At 72.4% G+C, this 17,866-nt stretch carries 11 protein-coding genes; 3 read left to right on the top strand and 8 right to left on the bottom strand.

Annotation, left to right across the window (positions count from 1 at the left end; genetic code table 11):
* Positions 1–7 precede the first annotated feature (7 nt).
* Positions 8–2,317, bottom strand: a complete 2,310-nt coding sequence (locus JYK17_RS15975; RefSeq protein ID WP_128803918.1) for a tetratricopeptide repeat protein — start codon at positions 2,315–2,317, stop codon at positions 8–10.
* Positions 2,318–2,384: 67 nt separating this feature from the next.
* Positions 2,385–3,701: a S1 family peptidase gene (locus tag JYK17_RS15970; RefSeq protein WP_222810602.1), complete on the bottom strand. Its 1,317-nt coding sequence runs from the start codon at positions 3,699–3,701 to the stop codon at positions 2,385–2,387.
* Between the two features lie 91 nt (positions 3,702–3,792).
* Here JYK17_RS15970 and JYK17_RS15965 point away from each other — a divergent pair, with 91 nt between their 5' ends.
* Together JYK17_RS15965 and JYK17_RS15960 are read left to right on the top strand one after the other, a co-directional pair.
* The gene (locus JYK17_RS15965; protein ID WP_108009292.1) at positions 3,793–4,137 is read left to right on the top strand and encodes a trypco2 family protein; all 345 of its coding nucleotides are present in this window, start codon (positions 3,793–3,795) and stop codon (positions 4,135–4,137) included.
* Between the two features lie 69 nt (positions 4,138–4,206).
* Complete coding sequence (locus JYK17_RS15960) at positions 4,207–5,622, top strand: phytoene desaturase family protein (RefSeq protein WP_222810601.1); 1,416 nt, start codon at positions 4,207–4,209, stop codon at positions 5,620–5,622.
* A gap of 50 nt (positions 5,623–5,672) precedes the next feature.
* On the opposite strand, the gene JYK17_RS15955 is transcribed toward JYK17_RS15960, so the two are convergent.
* From JYK17_RS15955 to JYK17_RS15940, 4 genes are all read right to left on the bottom strand, one after another.
* Positions 5,673–6,284, bottom strand: coding sequence for a DJ-1/PfpI family protein (locus JYK17_RS15955; RefSeq protein WP_222810600.1), 612 nt, complete (start codon positions 6,282–6,284; stop codon positions 5,673–5,675).
* 94 nt (positions 6,285–6,378) lie between these two features.
* Positions 6,379–8,541, bottom strand: coding sequence for a GH92 family glycosyl hydrolase (locus JYK17_RS15950; protein ID WP_222810599.1), 2,163 nt, complete (start codon positions 8,539–8,541; stop codon positions 6,379–6,381).
* Between the two features lie 192 nt (positions 8,542–8,733).
* Positions 8,734–10,182: an L-fucose/L-arabinose isomerase family protein gene (locus tag JYK17_RS15945; protein ID WP_128803920.1), complete on the bottom strand. Its 1,449-nt coding sequence runs from the start codon at positions 10,180–10,182 to the stop codon at positions 8,734–8,736.
* Between the two features lie 30 nt (positions 10,183–10,212).
* Positions 10,213–11,511, bottom strand: coding sequence for an MFS transporter (locus JYK17_RS15940; RefSeq protein WP_108009282.1), 1,299 nt, complete (start codon positions 11,509–11,511; stop codon positions 10,213–10,215).
* A 274-nt stretch (positions 11,512–11,785) separates the two neighbouring features.
* Between JYK17_RS15940 and JYK17_RS15935 the strand changes: the two genes are divergently transcribed.
* On the top strand, positions 11,786–15,811 hold the full coding sequence (locus JYK17_RS15935) for a glycosyl hydrolase family 2 protein (protein ID WP_222810598.1): 4,026 nt from the start codon (positions 11,786–11,788) through the stop codon (positions 15,809–15,811).
* 17 nt (positions 15,812–15,828) lie between these two features.
* On the opposite strand, the gene JYK17_RS15930 is transcribed toward JYK17_RS15935, so the two are convergent.
* Positions 15,829–16,848, bottom strand: a complete 1,020-nt coding sequence (locus JYK17_RS15930; RefSeq protein ID WP_108009278.1) for a LacI family DNA-binding transcriptional regulator — start codon at positions 16,846–16,848, stop codon at positions 15,829–15,831.
* Positions 16,849–16,958: 110 nt separating this feature from the next.
* Positions 16,959–17,861 carry an alpha/beta fold hydrolase gene (locus JYK17_RS15925; protein ID WP_108009276.1) on the bottom strand — a complete coding sequence of 301 codons (903 nt, stop codon included), beginning with the start codon at positions 17,859–17,861 and terminating at the stop codon, positions 16,959–16,961.
* Between the last annotated feature and the right edge of the window lie 5 nt (positions 17,862–17,866).

Below are 17,866 nucleotides of genomic sequence, written 5' to 3'. Positions count from 1 at the left end.
CGTCCGCTCAGATCACGGTCTGCGGCCGTACCGCATGCAGCAGATCCACCAGCTCCTCATGGGCGTCGGCCGACTCCCGGTGCCGGACGGCGAGTTGCCGGTAGTGGTTCTCCAACTCCCTGCGCAGCTCCCGCTCCTGGGCACCCAGGCGCCGCAGACCGCGGGCGGTGAGACGCCCGGTACCCCGTCCGGGCGGTCCGGGACGGTCGTTCAGGCTGTGCAGCGCGTCCAGCTTCCACTCGTGCAGTTCGGTGCTCAGACGCAGCGCCTCGTCCTCCGACAGCCGCGGCTCGCCGGCGCCCGGGCTCCCTCCCCGGAAACCGTCCAGTTCCTCCAGGGCCTTGTCGACCTCGGCGGGCGCGGGCAGCGGATCGCCGTCCCCGGGCAGCCGGGCGGCGCGGATGCGCACCGAGGCGATCCGGGCGATGGTGTGGTCCAGGGTGCCGGGCCGGACCCGGGCGAGCACGTCGAGGGCGCCCCGGCGGTCCCCGTCCCGCAGCGCGAGCCTGGCCAGCCCGAGGGCGGCACCGCCGTGCGCGGGATTGCGGGCGAAGACCGCCTCGTACCACTCCCTGGCGGTGGGCCTCGCATGCTCCTCGTCGAGCCGTTCCGCGCAGTAGGCGAGGGCCAGTTTGGGCGCGTACTCGCCGGGGAGTTCCAGGTGGACCCGCATGAAGTGGCGCTTGGCCTCGGCGACCTGCTGCGGCTGTTCGTCGAGTCCCGCGCTGCGCAGCGCGAGCAGCGCCCGGTGCCACTCCAGACGCCAGCGGCGCACGGCGGACGGGCCGGGGATGGAGTCGGCGATGTCGAGCTCCTCCTGCGCCCGCTCCAGATCCGAGCGGGTGTTGCGGCCCAGCAGGACGCGCACGTTGTGCAGGCAGATCTCCACCGAGCGGGGCTTGTCGTCCTCCTGGGCGAGGAGTTGGCCCGGGTCGTAGCCGCTGCTCACCTCGAACCGCGCGGTCTGCGGATCGCCCGGATACCGCCTCGGCACCGGCAGACAGGCCGCGATCTCGGTGGGCGTGGGGGCGCCCAGGTCGAGGGCGGGCGCCACGGGCGGGTCGTAGCGGTCCCGGCGGGGACGGTCCAGCCAGTGCTCGATGCCCGGTACCGTGCCGAGCCGCGCGCCGAGCAGCTGCGGCGAGGGCCGGAAGTAGTCGGACGGCTCGGGCGGGTCGCTCTTGCCGCGCAGGGCGCGGATCTCCCGCAGGGCGCCGCGCAGTTGGCCGGCCATCTCCCGGGCGTCGGCGAAGCGCCGGCCCGGGTCGGTGCGTACCGCGCGCTCGGCCACCCGCCAGAAGGAGGTGGTGCCGAGGCCGGGCACCTGGTCGACGGCCCAGCGGGCCAGCTCGCGCAGCGTGACGCCGACGGTGTGCAGGTCGTGGGCGACGGTGAGCATGCCGACGGACGCGGTCTCGGGCGCCGTGTACTCGGGCGTGACATGCGCGGGCGGCTCGGTCTGGCCCTCCTCGCGCATGCCGCCGAGATCGATGACCTTGATGCCGTCCCCATGGTGCACGACGTTCGTGGGCTTCATGTCCCCGTACAGGAAGACCCGTTCACCGCCGGCGTGCAGATGGGCGAGGGCCTCCAGGATCTGGCAGCCGTACGCCGCGACATGCTCGATGTCGAGGACGAACTCGCCCCGCCTGGTCTCCTCGACGACCTTGGCGAGGGTGCCGTCGCCGACGTCGTCCATGACGATGTAGCCCCCGGTGATCTCGCCGTCGTCCCGGCCCCGGGCGACGAAGTCGCGGATCTGGACGATGCGGGGGTGGCGGATGGCGACGAGGTTGCGGCGTTCCACGTCGGCCAGCCGGGCGCCGTCGTGCTCGTAGCGGTTGAGCAGTCCCTTGACGGCGACGACGTCAGCGAGATGCGTGTCCTCGGCCAGGTAGACCCAGCCCTGTCCGCCGTGCGCGATGGGCCCCATGATCTCGTACTGGTCGCGCAGTTTCTGTCCGGCGGTGAGTTCGGGAAGATACGAGTAGCGGGTGCCGCAGGCCGGGCAGTGGCCCTGGACCGGTACCGGGCCCTCGGTGTAGGGCGGTGCGAAGGTGATGCCGCAGGCGGCGGACGAGCAGCCCATACGGATGCGCAGCGGCCCCTCGGGACGGACGAGACGCTCCTTGGCGGGTCGCGGCTGGCGCTCGGGAAGGGCGAGCAGCTCGTCGGGTCCGTGCTGCCGCGGGTCCTCGGGCAGGTCGGGCAGCCCCGGGGCACTCTCCGCTCGGCCGCACCTGTCGCAGTGGCCGGTGGGGAGCACGGTGCCGCCGCAGGGGGCTCCGTCGAAGCGCCGGTGCGGGCAGATGGTCATCCTCCGGTGGTCCCCCTCCCTCGCCCGGGCCGGGCAGCGCACCTCATCAGCCGGGCAGCGCACTGCATCAGCGGCCTCCGTGGCGGCTCAGGTCGGCGCGCAGGGTTCTGATCAGTCTTCGCAGTTCGGTGAGTTGACGGTGCGGGTCCTTGATCGTGTCGATCCGGCGGCGCTCGATGCGGCGTCGGTCGGCCGTCTCGGTAACCGAGCCCAGAGAGGCGCTGTCGACCACGTCGCGGCGGATCGCGCTCGCGAACTCCGCATGTTCGAGCCGCCCCAGCAGGGTGTCCGCGTGACCGAGCAGGGCGGGCCGCAGCAGTTCGTCCCGGCACGCGGCCCATCCCGTACCGCCCTCGTGCCGGAAGACGATCAACAGCCTGAAGCCCAACATCCGTAAGCGGAGCAGCAGTTCGATCAGGGGGCCCGGCTGGGGGTCCTCGTCGAGGCCGTCGACGAGGACCGTGACCGGATGCCGCAGCGCGCGCTCGGATGCCTGCTGCGGCTGGGGTTTCGCGCCGCGCAGCCAGTCCCAGAACGGCAGATACTCACCGGCCGTACGGTCGATGTGGTCCAGGGCGTGATCGGCCAGGTCGGGCCTGCTGCCGCCGCCGTGATGGACGACGTGGGCGCGGTGCAGCAGATGGCGCAGCGAGCGGTCCTTGCCGCTGTCCGGGGTCACGACGGTGACCTTCACCGGGTCCCCGTCCGGGTCCTCGAACCACCGGTTCAAGCGCTCCTCGAAGCCGTGGTCCCAGGCATGAGGGCTGCTCAACTCCTTGATCACCGGGGAGAGTTCGGCGATGCGGTCGACGGGCAGCAGATACGAGAAGGCGGCCCGGTTGTCCTCGGGCAGCGGTTGCCCCGTGTCCCCGCGCCAGCTGACGACGATGCCGACCACACGAGCCGGGTTGCCCTCCTGCGGCCGGGTGCACACGGCGGCTCCGCTGAAGCCGGCGCGCACCACCTCCGCCTTGGTGAAGGCGTCGAACTGCACCGAATCTCCGCTGGCGCCGCTGATCCGGCCCCACAGGCTCATGCCCTCGTCGAAGCCCTCCGCGTAACCGGTGGTGTACACCTCCATGCCGGCCCACAGTTCAGGTTCCAGCGGTGCGGGGTGCGCCTGCGGGCGCGGGCTGTCCAGGCGCAGCACGGCCAGGTCCTCGCCGTGCTCCCGCAGCCAGCCGCCGTGCGCCACCCGCGCCGCCACCGGCTCCAGCGCACGGTTCTCGGCGAACTCCAGCCACATCACGGCGTCCCGGTCGCGCACCACATGCGCACAGGTCAGCGCCGTGTACTGGTCGACGAGCACGCCGGCGCCGCAGATGGGCCCGTCGGCGTCCCCGCGGCGCAGTCTGAGCCTCCAGTCCGCACGCAGTTCCCCCATGTCGTCTCACACTACGCGCGGGGCAACGTGCGTCCCTAGACTTGTGACCAGGTTGGATCGGTCAAGCGACGGAATTCGGTGGTGTGTTCACATGGGGGATGCGGAACCGATCGGGCTTGCGGAGGCCATCGGCACGGTGCGCGCGGAACTGGCGCGGGCCCAGGCCGAGGGAGCCGAGAGCGACTGGCGGTTCAGCGTGGAGCAGGTCAGTCTGGAGTTCTCGGTGCAGTTCCACCGGGCCGGTGAGGGCGGTGCGGGGCTGCGGCTGGGTGTGGTCGAGGCCCGGCTGGGCGGTTCGGTGAGCCATGACTCCACGCACCGCATCCAGGTCGACCTCAAGCCCCTGCCGAGGCCCGACGGGCGCCACCACGAGGTGAGCCGCGAGGATGCGGGCACGCACCGGGGAGCGGGAGGTAACGACCTCTCGCGCGGGTAGCGGGCACGGCCTCGCTCGCTGACGGCGGCGTCAGCGGGCCGGTGGGGTCCTGCGGAAAGGCGGTACGGGATGACCACGGCGACCGTCGTCGGCGCCGGACCCAACGGTCTGGCAGCCGCCGCCGCACTGGCCCGGGCGGGCCTGGAGGTCACGGTGCTGGAGGCCGCCGACGAGATAGGCGGCGGCACCCGATCCGTCGAGGCCACCGTGCCGGGCCTGCTGCACGACTGCTGCTCGGCCGTCCACCCCATGGCGGTCGGCTCGCCGTTCCTGAACCGGCTCGGCCTCGACCGCCACGGACTGCGCTGGGCGTGGCCGGAGATCGACTGCGCGCATCCCCTCGACAACGGCGGGGCCGCGGTGCTGCACCGCTCCGTGACCGAGACCGCCGCCGGCCTCGGCGCCGACGGAGCGCTCTGGCGGCGGCTCTTCGAAGGCCCCACGGCGGCCTTCGGCACGGTCGGCGACGACATCATGGGACCGCTGCTGCGCCCGCCCCGGCATCCCGTCCGCCTCACCCGCTTCGGCCTTCCCGCACTGGCGCCCGCCTCACTGCTCGCGAAAACGTTTCGCACCGAGAAGGCAAGGGCCCTGTGGGGCGGGGTCGCGGCGCACGCCTTCCACCCCCTGGAGCGGCCGCTGACCGCGAGCGTCGGCCTGGGCATCGTCACCGCCGGGCACCACTACGGCTGGCCGGTCGCCGTGGGCGGCTCGCGCCGCATCACCGACGCCCTCGCGGCGGTTGCGCGCGAACACGGCGGAAAGATCGAGACAGGCGTACGGGTGCGGTCGGTGGCGGAGCTGCCGCGCACGGACGTGACCCTGTGGGACCTCACGCCCACGGCCCTGGCCGACATCCTCGGCGACCTGCTGCCGCCCCGGATCGCCCGCGCCTACCGCCGCTACCGCTACGGCCCGGGCGCCTTCAAGGTCGACTTCGCGATCGAGGGAGGGATCCCCTGGCGGGCCGAGGCGGCGCGGCGGGCCGGCACGGTGCACGTCGGCGGCTCGTACGCCGAGGTCGCGGCCACGGAGCGGGACATCCACGCCGGACGGATGCCGCAGCGGCCGTTCGTCCTGGTCGGGCAGCAGTACCTGGCCGACCCCTCACGGTCGGCGGGCGACCTCCACCCCGTGTGGTCGTACGCGCACGTCCCGAACGGCTACACCGGCGACGCCACCGCCGCGATCACCGCGCAGATCGAGCGGTTCGCGCCGGGCTTCAGGGACCGCGTCGTCGCCACCGCCGTGCGCACCACGACCCAGTTCACCGAGTACAACGCCAACTACGTCGGCGGCGACATCATGACCGGCGCCACGGACGCCGCCCGCCTCGTCTTCGGCCCACGCCCCACCCTCCAGCCCTACGACACCGGGGTCCCCGGCCACTACCTGTGCTCCGCGGCCACACCCCCCGGCGCGGGCGCACACGGCATGTGCGGAGCACACGCCGCGGCACGCGCGCTGCGCAGGCTGGGTGGATGACGCGGGGCGGGCCGGACGACGTGCCCCGCGCACGCCAGTCCCGCGCGGGCTCAACCCCGTACGGCCGCCTCGCCCGCCCGCACGGCGTGCAGCGCGCGCTCGATCGTCGCCTCGTTCTCGCCGACCGGAGCCACGTAGTCGAGAACGTCGCGTGCGGCGTTTTCGCCGAGGGCCCTGGTGATCACCCAGGTGGCGAGGTACTGCGAGGACAGGCAGCCGCCCGCGGTGGCGATGTTCCCCTCCGCGTGGAACGGCGCGTCCAGCACGGTGACGCCGCAGGCCTCGACGTAGGGCCGGCTCTTGTTGTCCGTGCAGGTGGGCATGGTGCCCAGCAGCCCGAGCCGCGCCAGCACCAGCGCGCCCGAGCACTGCGCACCGATCAACTGCCGTGCGGGGTCGAGCGGCAGCCGGGAGATCAGCGAGGCGTCGGCGACCACGTCCCGGGTCCTCACCCCGCTGCCGATCAGCACCGCATCGGCCTCGGCCACGAACTCCAGCGGACGCTGCCCGCGCACCTCGACGCCGTTCATCGACGTCACCACCGGCGCGGGTGTCGTGACGAAGGCCTCGAGGCCCTTCTTGCGGCACCGGTTGATCAGGGCGGACGCGATGAAGCTGTCGAGCTCGTTGAATCCGTCGAAGGTGACCACGGCGACCTGCATGACGACTCCTCACGGCACGGGGAACGCAGCTTCTCAGACGTGCGGTTGCCGGGTCTCGGGCCAATCGTCGGCCGTTGGCCCGGTCACGGTGAGGTCAGGGTGCGGTGAGTCCGTATCGCAGCACTCCGCCCCTGGCCAGGAAGCCGCCCGGCAAAAACGGGGCGTCGACGGGGCGGCCGTCGAGGCTCAGCGACCGTACGCGGCTGTGGGACGCCGACGCGGCGGGGGCGAGGACCGAGAGGGTGACGCCGTTGTCGCGGTGCACCGTCGCGGACGGGAACAGCGGGCCGGCGAGGGCGAGTTGGGCGCTGCCCGGGACCTCCGGGTACATGCCGAGGGCGGCCCACACGGCCCAGGACGACATCGCGCCCAGGTCGTCGTTGCCGACGAGTCCGTCGGGGCGGTCGGCGAAGAGGGTGGTCAGGGCGCGCCGCACGGTGTCCTGGGCGAGGTCGGGGCGACCCGCGTGGTCGTACGCCCAAGGGACGCCGAAGGACGGCTCGTTGCCGAGATAGGCGTACGGCTTCTCGGCGCCCGCGTTGAGTTCGGTGAAGAAGGTGTTCAGGCGGGAGGTGACGGCGGCGTCGCCCCCCATCGCGGTGAACAGGGCGGGCAGGTCGTGCGGCACCATCCAGGTGTACTGGGCCGCGTTGCCCTCGACGTACTCGCCGCGCTGGGCCGGGGTGAAGGCAGGCCAGGACCCGTCGGCGGCGCGGGGCTGGAGGTAGCCGCTCACGGGGTTGAACAGATGGCGCCAGTTCCCGGAGGCGCGGGTCAGGGCGGCCTCGGTGGCCCTGTCGCCGAGGCGGCCGGCCAGCCGGGCGAGCGCGGCATCGGCGACCGCGTACTCCAGCGTGGTGGACGCGCTGCCCCACGCCCCCTTGGTCCCGGCCGGGACATAGCCCAGGGTGTCGTACAGCCCGTGCCCCGGTCGCTCGCGGTCGTCGGCCCGTCCCGCCACGGCCGCGCGCAGCAGTGCTTCGGCGTCGAAGTCGGTGCCGCCGAAGGCGTGGATCGAGGCGGCGGCGGCCGGAAGCGGATCGCCGACCATCACGCCGGTGCCGCCGTTCGCCAGCGTCCAGCGGTCGAAGTACCCGGCCTGCGTGCCCTGTTCGAGGATCGACTGGGCGACGTCGGAGGCCTCGCGCGGTGCGAGCAGGGCGAGCAACTGGACCTGACAGCGGTAGACGTCCCAGCCGGAGAAGTTCGCGTACTGCACATGGCCGGGACGGGTGCGGTGCAGTGCCCCGTCCATGCCCCGGTAGCGGCCGTCGGTATCGCTGAAGGCGCTGGGGTGCAGCAGCGCGTGGTAGAGCGCGGTGTAGAAGATCCGGCGCTGGGTCTCGGTGCCGCCGCGGACGGCGATCCTGCCGAGCCACTCGTTCCAGCGGTCGCGCGCGGCCCGCCGTACGGCGTCGTACGACCTGCCGCCCTGCTCCACGGCGGCGTTGCGGCGGGCGCCGGCGATGTCGACGAAGGACACGCCCACCCGGGCGGTGACCGTACGGGTTCCGGGCGCGAAGGAGACGTACGCCCCCGACGTCTTCCCGTCCAGGTGCTCGGTGTGGGCGAAGGGCCGGTCGAAGACGACGTGGAAGTAGAGCCGGTAGCGGTTGGACTTGCCGCAGAAGCCGCCGCCGTCGGTGTGCCCTGACAGGGTGCGCGTCCCGATGGTCACCTCCCCGTCGGCCTTGTTGAAGGCGCGCCCCGCGTCCACCGTCAGCCCGGCGGGCCGGGAGTCGTCCGAGGGATAGCCGAAGCGTGCGATGCCGGAGCGCTGGGTGGCCGCGATCTGCGTACGGATGCCGTTGTCGAAGGTGACGGCGTAACTGCCCGGCGCTGCCTGCTCGTTGGCGTGCGAGAAGGTGGCGTGGCGGGCCGCGGGGTCCGGGTCGGGGCGGCCGGTGAGCGGCATGAACGGCACGTTGCCGTAGTCGTCGCAGCCCGCGCCGGAGATATGGGTGAGGCTGAAGCCCCGGATCCGGTTGTCCTTGTACGCGTATCCGCCGTGCTGGCGCGTGACGGTGTCGGGGCTCCACTGGACCCCGCCCAGCGCCGCCGAGGCACCGGGGAAGGTGTTCCCGGCGCCGCCGCCGTGACCGAAGTCGGTGCCGCCGGGAGCCGTACCGACGAACGGGTTGACGTAACCGGCGGGGTCGGTCACGGCGGCCGGCGCGGGGGCGGCGGGCTGCGCTCTGACCGGTGAGGCCAGCAGGACGGACGAGGCCAGGGCGGCCGCGACGGGGTGCAGGCGCACGAAGCTCTCCTCGGGACGGTGGGAGGCGCCGCCGTGTCGTACGGCGACGGACTGCCCACCTTCCCGAGCGAAGGGCGCGCTGCTGCGGCGCCTTGCCGAGCGAGGGCCGTGCATCAGGCTCACGGCGCAACACCCGGCGAGTGCGGAGGGGCGCCGGGGCGCGCGGGAGGGCGCGGCGGATGAAGCCGGGGCTCACACCTCCCGGTGGTCGATCCCCAGCAGACTCGCAGCCGCCCGGAAGTCGGCGGCGTGCCGGCCCACCGCGAGCGACCAGTGGTGGCCGACCCCCGTGGCGCTCCACGCGTCGACCCACTCGCCGGGGTCCCTGCCGAAGTCGACCCGGCTGGTGGTGTTGCCGATCTCCAGCAGCGGGCCGGGCACGACGGTGCCCTCGGAGGTGACGAACGACAGGCTGCCGTCGGCGTCCTGGCCGAGCCCGAGGAGGGTGACCGGGCCGTGCTGGACGTCGAACTCCACGCTGACGCCCCAGCCGCGCTTGCCGTGGTAGACACCCAGCCCGCGCAGCAGCGGGTCACGGGCGCTCACGGCGAGGTGGGCGGGACCGTCATGGCCCATCTCGACGACGCCGTCATCGAAGTTCAACGCCTGGATCTCCGTGAAGGAACCCCCGGCACCGATGCTCTGCGAGGCCAACTGGGCGACGCTGGTGCGCAGTTCGTACTCACCGGCCGCGGGCACGCCCCGGGCGGTGAGCAGAGAGGCGCCCAGGATCATGCCGGCGCCGAGCCGCTCGTGCAGCTCGCCGTCGAGTCCGCGGTGGTAGTAGGCGAGCGTGTCCAGGCCGAAATCCTCCACCAGCCGGTCCAGGGCCACGGACACCCGCGCGCCCCAGGCGAAGTCGTCGTCCACCACGCTGTCGTCGAGGGTGAAGACCTGCCGGGCGAGCGCCATGCGGTCGCGGCTCTCCGCCTCGGTCACCTGCTCCACCCGGTGCCGCAGATCGTCGAACTCCAGGACCTCCACATGCGAGCCGAACGTCGTCGGCAGCAGGGTCAGATCGGTCGACACGTCGAGCATCCCGGGGTAGAGGTGCCCCATCAGGCCGTGCCTGCCGTGCCGCAGCGCCGCTCGCACATGCGCGGCGCGGATCCACTGCTCGATGCGCCGCCAGGCGCTCTCCTGGCGCAGCCAGCCCGAGACCGACCGGAAGGGGATGCCGGCCCGGCGGAAGACATTGCCGACCTCGGGGACCGGGCACTGCCCGCAGTAGGCGAGCCAGGCCCCGGTGTCGAAGGTGGCGTGGTCCATCCGCTCCGTCGGCTGGAGGTCGATGACCAGCACGGGGGTGTGCGAGCGGCGGGCGATCGGCAGCACCATCGAGGAGGTCAGATAGGTCGTCAGGAACAGCACGATCAAGTCGCAGTCGGCCTTGCGCAGTTCCTCGGCGGCGGCCGCGCCCTCCTCCGCGTCGGAGATGAAGCCTACGTCCGTCACCTCCGTGTCCATGCCGCCGAGCCGCTCGGCGACGTAGCGGGCCGACTCCTGCAACTGCGGCAGCAGCCCCGGGAATTGGGGCCAGTAGGTGCCGAGCCCGCCGGCGACCAGGCCGATCCGGGTGCGGCGTCGGTGCACCGGGGGCAGCAACTCCGTGAGCCGTGCGCGGTGTTCGGCAGTGGTCATGATCGGTGCTCCTCGGAAGTCCGCTCGGGTTCAGGTGGGGGTCGCGTGCAGATCCGCCGGGGCGGGTGAGACACCGGGGGAGTGCCGGACGAGGACACGGACGATGTAGACGCCCGCGACCGCCGACGCCGCCATACAGGCGGTGATCGACCAGAGCAGGGCGGACGCGCTGTACTCCATCAGGGGCGGCGTGATGAACGCGACGCCCGCGAAGACGCCGCGCGACAGGGCGTAGGTGAGGCCCTGGGTGGTGCCGCGGGTGTCCGGGGGCAGCGTCAGCTGCGACCACACCTTGTAACTGGCCTCCCCCGCGAAGGGGTTGGAGATCTGGTAGAGCACGAAGAAGACGAGCATGCCGACGAGGGCGCCCGCCGTGAGGGAGGCGACGCAGAAGGCGAGGATCTGGACGACGGTGAAGACGTAGAACAGCCGGTCGCGCCAGGCGGTGTCGGCGATGCGGACGAAGACGAACGTCAGCACCAGCGCGATCGGGAGGAAGGCGAGGTTGATCCCGGTGGCCAGGCTCTGCGAGGCGCCGCTGACCGTGACCAGGAGATAGGTGCCGAACTGGCCGAAGGTGTTGGCGCCGATGCCCCAGGTGACGTAATAGGCGAAGGTGGCGGCCATCGGCAGCAGCGCGGCACGGTTCAGTACGTTCTTCCACTCGATGCCGCGCGGGGCGGCCAGAGCGGCGGTCTCCTCGGCCACCTCCGCGTCCGATGGCTCGTCGGCGAGCTCGAGCCGGGAGCGCAGCTGCCAGGTGACCAGCGCCGCGACGGCCAGATGGGCGGTGATGATCCGTGTCCCGGTCATGCCGGTGTCCGAGAGCAGATAGCCGAGGAAGCTGACGACGACGATGCCCGCCACCCACATGACCTGGGTGAACGACACCAGACGGGCCCGGCCGTCGGCGGGTGCGGCGTCGGAGACCACGGCCAGCGAGGTCGGCAGATCCGCACCGGCCGCGAGACCGGCCACGAGCACGCCGATGAAGAGCACGATGTCGTCCGGCGCCAGCGTGATGACGACGGCGCCCACCGCGTAGCAGAAGATGTCCCAGTTGTAGACGCGGCGGCGGCCGAACAGGTCGGCCAGCCGTCCGCCGACGAGCGCGCCGACGGCGATGCAGCCCGTGACGATCGCGCTGATCGCGCCCGCCATCCATACGCCCATGTCGTAACTGTCGCGGTAGATGGCCAGGTTGACGGCGATGCTCACGATGAGCGCGGCGTCGAGATAGGAGGCCATGCCCGACAGGGCCGCGACCTTCCACAATCGCCAGGGGATGGGTTGTTCGGAGCGTGCTGGAGCGGTGGGGGTTCGGACCATGATGCGACTCCGTCGTCTGGGGATGGGCCGAGCGGAGGGGGACGTCGCGGCCCCGGAGCACGTGCTGGGGCCGTTGCGGGTGCCGGTGCCGAGTGAATATAGGGACAGAAAAACGTTCCAACAACCCCTCATGCGCCCATTTGCAGGAAGACGCGACGGCCGTCTTCCCGCCTCGCCGATCCGGTGCCAGCATTCCAGGTGGTCGACGCCATGGCCCGTGTAAAACGTTTTTGATCGTGAGGGTGCCTCAGCCGTACTCGGAAGGACCGGATTCGTGATCTCCTCCGCGCTGCAGCAGCTGTTCGACGACCCGCCCAGGGACTTCGGCCCCACCCCGCTGTGGTGGTGGTCGGGTGCGAAGGTCACCCGCGAGCGCCTCGTCTGGCAGATGCGCAGATTCGCCGAGGGCGGCGTCCACAACCTCGTGGTGATCAACCTGGCGCCCGCCGGGCCGACCTTCGGCGCCCGGACCGACGAACCGGCGTGGTTCGGCGAGCAGTGGTGGGCCCGCTTCACCGACGCCTGCGAGATCGCCCGGGACCTGGGCACACGCCTGTGGTTCTACGACCAGATCGGGTTCTCCGGCGCCAACGTCCAGGGCACCGTCACCCGCCTGCACCCCGACGCCACCGGCCTCGCGCTGCGTCGCCGCAGGACGACGCCCACGAACGGGACCGTCCCGCTGCAGGGCGCGGAGACCCTGGTCGGCGCGTACTCCACGGACGGCCGGCGGCTGTCCGTCACCGGCACCGCGCGGATCGAGGCTGTCACCAGCGCGGCGCCAATCGAGGCTGTCACCCGCGCCGCGCGGATCGACGCCCCCGACGGCAGCGAGGTGGACCTCGTCACGGCCGTCCCCACGGCCTTCGACTACCTGGACCCGCATGCCGTCGGCCTGTTGATGGACGCCGTCCACCACGAGTTCGACCGCCGGGTCCCCGAGTACCTGGGCAATGTGATCGCGGGCAGCTTCCAGGACGAACTGCCCGGCACCAACGCCTTCGGCCGCCGCTTCCCCGAGGAGTTCCGCGCCCGCCGCGGCTACGACCTGCTGGACCACCTGCCCGCGCTGTTCCACGAGAGCGCGGACGGCGCCCGGGCGGCGAAGATCCGCGCCGACTACTACGCGGTCCGCGCCGAACTCACCGAAGAGGCCCTGTTCAAACCCCTCGCCGCCTGGCACGAGGAACGCGGCATGTTGCTGGGCTGCGACCAGAGCCACCCCGCGCGCTCCGGCTTCCCGGCCCAGTCCACCCAGATCTACTCGGACTACTTCCGCACCCACCGCTGGTACGGAGCCGCGGGCAGCGACCACCACGGCGACTCCAAGGTCCACTCCTCCATGGCCCACCTCTACGGGCACGAGCGGGTCTGGATCGAGGCGTTCCACTCCTCCGGCTGGGGCGGCACCCTGGAGGACACCTACGACTGGCTGCTGCCGTTCCTGCGCAGCGGCGCCAACCTCTACAACCCGCACGCCAGTTACTTCGGCACCGCGGGCGGCTGGTTCGAATGGGCGCCGCCGTCCACCGACTGGCGCCAGCCCTACTGGCAGCAGTACCCCGCGTTCTCCCGGGCCGTCGCCCGCATCTGCTCCCTGATGTCCTGGGGCACCTACAGCGCCGACGTGGCGGTCCTGCACCCCACCGCCACCATGCAGGCCCTCATCCCGCTGGACGCGCCCGTCAAGCACTTCGGCGACGGCCGCCTGGGCGAGGGCCACGCCGACGTCGACCAGACCCAGCGGCACTATCTGGAGCTGTGCGGCATCAACAACTGGCTGGGTCCGCGGATCGGCGCCCTGGACGCGCACCGCGTCTCCTTCGACGTCGTCGACGACGCCTCGGTGCAGCGGGCCACCGCCGCGGACGGCGCCCTGCGGATCGCGGACCTGGCCTACACGGCCGTACTGCTGCCTTCGGCGAGCGTCCTGGAGGAGGACACGGCGCGGCGGCTGACCCAACTGCTCGACGCGGGCGGGCGCGTGGTGGCCGTGGGGCGCCCGCCGGTCACAGCGGCGGGCCTCGCCGGTGACGACTCCGTCGTGGCAGCGTTGAACGCCCACCCGCGGCTGGAGCGCGCGGCCGACGCCGAGGCGGGCGCGGCGGCCGTCGCCGACGCCGCCGGACACGCGACCGGCGATGTGCCGCTCCTCGTCCGCCGACAGGGCGATACGGCGATCGCACTGGTGACGGGCGCCTTCCCCGACGCCCGTAAGCACCCGCCCAGGGGCCACCACGAGATCGACCCCGACCGCTACGCCCGCACCAGGTCCGTCACCGTGCGCGCCCCGGTCGCCGAGGCCGAGGTCTGGAACCCCGCGACCGGCACCCGCCGCCCCGCCCCCGTCACCGTCGCCGACGGCATCTCGACCATCGCAGTGCCGCTGGACGGCGCGCCCGCCGCACTCCTCGTATGGCGCGAAGGCGCACCGGTGGCGTCAACTCCCGCACCGGTAAAGGCGCTTGCCCGAACGATCGACCTGTCGACCGGTTGGCAGGGCCGTCTCGTGCCCACGATGGACAACACCTGGGGCGACCTGGCCCTGCCCGCCGGGGCCTCCGTCGACGAGCCGCAGATCTGGACCATGCGGTGGACCGAGAGCGGTGCCGCCGACGCGAGTTGGGAGCGGGCGCGGGCGACGTACGGCAACCGGGTGCGCGTCCTGCCGCCGGTCCCGGCAGCGAAGGCCCCCGACCCGCTGGACCGCGCCGCCGCCGCACGCGTCCTGGACGGCGAACTGCCCCTGGTGCCCTGGGACGAGGGCTGGACCGTGACGCTGTACTCCTCGAGCCGCGGACTCCCGGACCCCGAAGGGCAGTTGGGCAACAAGGGGCTGGTGACCGAGGAGTTCGTACGGGTCCCGGTGCCGAGCCCAGGAACCGTCGCCCGGGTCCGCACGGTCGTCGACACCGCTCATCGCGGGCCCGCAGATCTGCACGTCGGGGCGGAGGCGGCCAAGCGCGTGTGGTGGAACGGCGACCTGCTGGCCACGGGCACGGGCCAACTGGCGTCCGCCCGGGTGGACGTGGCGCAGCAGCGCAACGTCCTGGAGTACGAGCTCTCCGACACCGAGGACCACCCCTCCGCGATCTCGGCCAAGGCCCACGCTCCGCTGGGCAGTTACTTCTGCCTGACGCTCCCCGACGCATTCGTGCCGCGCCCCCGCTTCATGCGTCTGCCCGAAGGCGTACGACCCGACGGCAGCGTCACCTACCGAGGCAGCCTGCGTCTCGCGCACGACGCGGCGCGGGCCGTGCTCGTCGTCGGTGCCGCATCCGGGGTCACCGTGCTGCTGGACGGCGCGGTCGTGGCACGACAGGAAAAGGTGGAGTACTACGAGTCCGACTGGGGCGCCGTGCCGATGTTCTTCCGCCACGAACTCGCCCTGTTCGCGGGCGAGCACACGCTGGAGGTGGTGGCCGACGGCGTCCGCGCACAGGACGCGGTCTTCGTCGACTGCGTGGCAACAGCAGGACCCGAGGCCACGGCCCTTGTCAGCGGCGCCGGTTGGGAGGCGGAGACGGGCGAGTGGCGCGGCCGAACCGTCGAACACGAGGGCCGGTGGGGGGACTTGCAGCACTGCCATGCCGCCGTACGGCCGCACCCGTTGCCCGGCACCGAGTGGCTCAACGGCGAACCCGCCCTCGGCAGGCCCGTACTGCCGCTGCGGTCCACGGACGACGTCCGCGAGAGCGCCCAGCGCTTCCGCTTCACGGTCCCACCCGGCACCGTATCCCTTGATCTGCCCTTGGAGCTGCCCGCACGGGTGAGGATCGCAGACGGAGACGAACGACTACTGGAAGAAGGGCTTCTGACACTCGATCAACCCCTGTCTGTGCCGACGGAGATCGAGGTGATCACCGAGCCCACGGCCGTCCTACGAGGCGGTTCCGCCTGGCGCGGTCCGGTACGGGTCCGCACGGTGGCGGCGCCGCTGCCGCTGGGGGAGTGGCGGTCGGTGGGGCTCGGGGGCTGGAGCGGAGGCGTCACGTACGCACGGGACGTGGAAGTACCGGCCGGGCAGGATGCGGTCCTCGACCTCGGACGGGTGCGCGGCAGTGTCGAGGTGGTCGTCGACGGCGAACCCGTCGGCGAGGCCTTCTGCGCCCCGTACCGTTTCGCACTGCCCGACGACGTCGCCGGGCGCACCGTCCGGATCGAGGTGACCGTCCGCAACACACTGGCCCCGTATCTCGCCGAAGCCACTCCGACCGCCTGGGCGTTCCCGTCCCAGCTCACCTCCGGGCTGCTGGGCCCGGTGACGCTGCGGATCGGGGAGTCAGCAGACGGACAGTGAAGGTACGGATCGGGGAGTCAGCCCCCGGCCAGTGACCGGGTGGAGTCCCGCAGGACCAGTCCGGGCGCGAACACCCTTGCCTCATGGGCGTGTTCGGCCCGGGCCTCCACCTCGTCGAGCAGCATCTCCACGGCGGCCCTGCCCAGATCCTCGACGGGCTGACGGACCGTCGTCAGGGTCGTCCCCACGAAGCTGGCGATGTCGAGGTCGCCGTAGCCGACCACCTGCACGTCCGCGGGCACCTTCACGCCTCGCTCGGCGAGGCCGCGGCACAGTCCGGCGGCGAGGAAGTCGTTGGTGCAGAACACCCCGTCGGGCAGGTCGTCCAGGGCGCGGGCGATCTCCAGGCCGTACGCCACCGTCATCTCCTCGGCGACCACCTGGTCCAGCCGTGCCGTACGCCGGCTGCGCACGGCCTGCCGGGCGCCCTGGTGGCGGTCGGCGCACTGCCGTATCGAGCGATCGCCGTTCACCACGAGGATGTCGCCCGCCCCGCAGTCCAGCAGATGCTGCACGGCGATACGGCCGCCGGCGATGTCGTTGACCGAGACGGAGCAGCCCTCCTGTGACGGCATCGCGCGGTCCGCCAACACCAGCGGGATGCCCCGCTCGCGCAGCCGCGTGAGCCGCGTCGGGTCGGCGCTGAGCGGGACGACCACGGCACCGACCGCCCGCTGCTCCACGAGCATGGTGAAGTAGCCCTGCTCGCGCTCCGGCGCGTCCCCGCTGTGACACAGCACGAGCGAATAGCCGTGGTCGTACGCCGCGTCGGCGGCGCCCCTGGCGATGCGCGCGTAGAAGGAGTTGGTCACGTCGGGCAGCACCAGGCCGATCGACGAGGAGTGTCCGGTGCGCAGTCCGGCCGCGCCGGGATGGGGCACGTAGTCGAGCGCCGCGACGGCGTCGCGGACCCGCTCGGCGGTGCGTGCGTTGACCCGCTCGGGGCGGTTCAGAACGTTCGAGACCGTCGACACCGAGACGCCGGCGGCGGCTGCGACGTCCTGGATGCGGGCGGGGCGAGCCGGAATGGCGTCCACCCCCCTCGCTGTGGCAGCCGTGCGACCAGGCACGACGTGGTCCTCAAAGGCGACGCCAGTGTACCCCGGTCGCGGGTAAATCGTTTTTTGCCTGCAGGACACGGACCGGCTCAGCGCGCGAGCAGTTCTCTGATCTCCCCGGCGATCTCCTCCGGCGCCTCCTCGGCCATGAAGTGACCGAAGCCGACGGTGCGATGGGTCAGCCGCGGCGCCCAGGCCAACCACAGGTCACGGGCGTCGAAGCCGAGTGCCGCGCCCCAGTCCTGCTGGAGCACGCTCACCGGCATCTCCAGGACGCGGCCCGCGTCGCGGTCGGCCCGGTCGTGCTCGACGTCGATGCCGGCGGAGGCGCGGTAGTCGGCGACGATCGAGGGCACCGCCGCGCGGCACGCGGCCAGATACGCGGAGCGGACAGGGGCCGGTATCGCCTCGCGGTCGCCCGCCCACAGATCGAGGAAATAGCCGAAGAACGTGTCCGGATCGGCGGCGATCATCCGCTCGGGCAGGCCCGGCGGCCGGGCCATCAGGTAGAGGTGGAAGCCCACGGCCGCCTGCACGCCGTGCATCGCCTGCCACATGTCCAGCGTGGGGAGCACGTCCAGACAGGCCAGATGCGTGACCGCGGCGGGATGGTCGAGCCCGGCCCGGAACGCGACCAGGGCGCCCCGGTCGTGTCCCACCAGCGCGAACCGCTCATGGCCGAGCGCACGGGCCAGGGCGACGGTGTCCGCGGCCATGACGCGCTTGCCATAGGTCGTCCCGTCGGTGTCGACGGGCTTGTCGCTCGCGCCGTAACCGCGCAGGTCGGGGCAGATCACGGTGTGGTCCGCCGCCAGGTCCGCGGCGACGTGCCGCCACATCAGATGCGTCTGCGGGAAGCCGTGCAACAGCACGATCGGGCTGCCCGAGCCCCCGACGGCGGTGTTCAGAAAGACGCCTTCGGCGACCTGGACACGGTGGTACGCGAAACCGGGGATCGTGGGCGTCCTGGTGCCCGCGCCGACCGTCCCCATGTCTG

This window comes from Streptomyces plumbidurans (genome assembly GCF_019857225.1).
Lineage (GTDB): Bacteria > Actinomycetota > Actinomycetes > Streptomycetales > Streptomycetaceae > Streptomyces > Streptomyces plumbidurans.
This window is presented reverse-complemented; position numbering and strand designations above follow the sequence as displayed.

What these genes read in the sequence shown, in the direction of transcription:
- JYK17_RS15975 (WP_128803918.1), bottom strand. Translation starts at nt 2,317, where the DNA reads ATGACCATCTGCCCGCACCGGCGCTTCGACGGAGCCCCCTGCGGCGGC.
- JYK17_RS15970 (WP_222810602.1), bottom strand. Translation starts at nt 3,701, where the DNA reads ATGGGGGAACTGCGTGCGGACTGGAGGCTCAGACTGCGCCGCGGGGAC.
- JYK17_RS15965 (WP_108009292.1), top strand. Translation starts at nt 3,793, where the DNA reads ATGGGGGATGCGGAACCGATCGGGCTTGCGGAGGCCATCGGCACGGTG.
- JYK17_RS15960 (WP_222810601.1), top strand. Translation starts at nt 4,207, where the DNA reads ATGACCACGGCGACCGTCGTCGGCGCCGGACCCAACGGTCTGGCAGCC.
- JYK17_RS15955 (WP_222810600.1), bottom strand. Translation starts at nt 6,284, where the DNA reads ATGCAGGTCGCCGTGGTCACCTTCGACGGATTCAACGAGCTCGACAGC.
- JYK17_RS15945 (WP_128803920.1), bottom strand. Translation starts at nt 10,182, where the DNA reads ATGACCACTGCCGAACACCGCGCACGGCTCACGGAGTTGCTGCCCCCG.
- JYK17_RS15940 (WP_108009282.1), bottom strand. Translation starts at nt 11,511, where the DNA reads ATGGTCCGAACCCCCACCGCTCCAGCACGCTCCGAACAACCCATCCCC.
- JYK17_RS15925 (WP_108009276.1), bottom strand. Translation starts at nt 17,861, where the DNA reads ATGGGGACGGTCGGCGCGGGCACCAGGACGCCCACGATCCCCGGTTTC.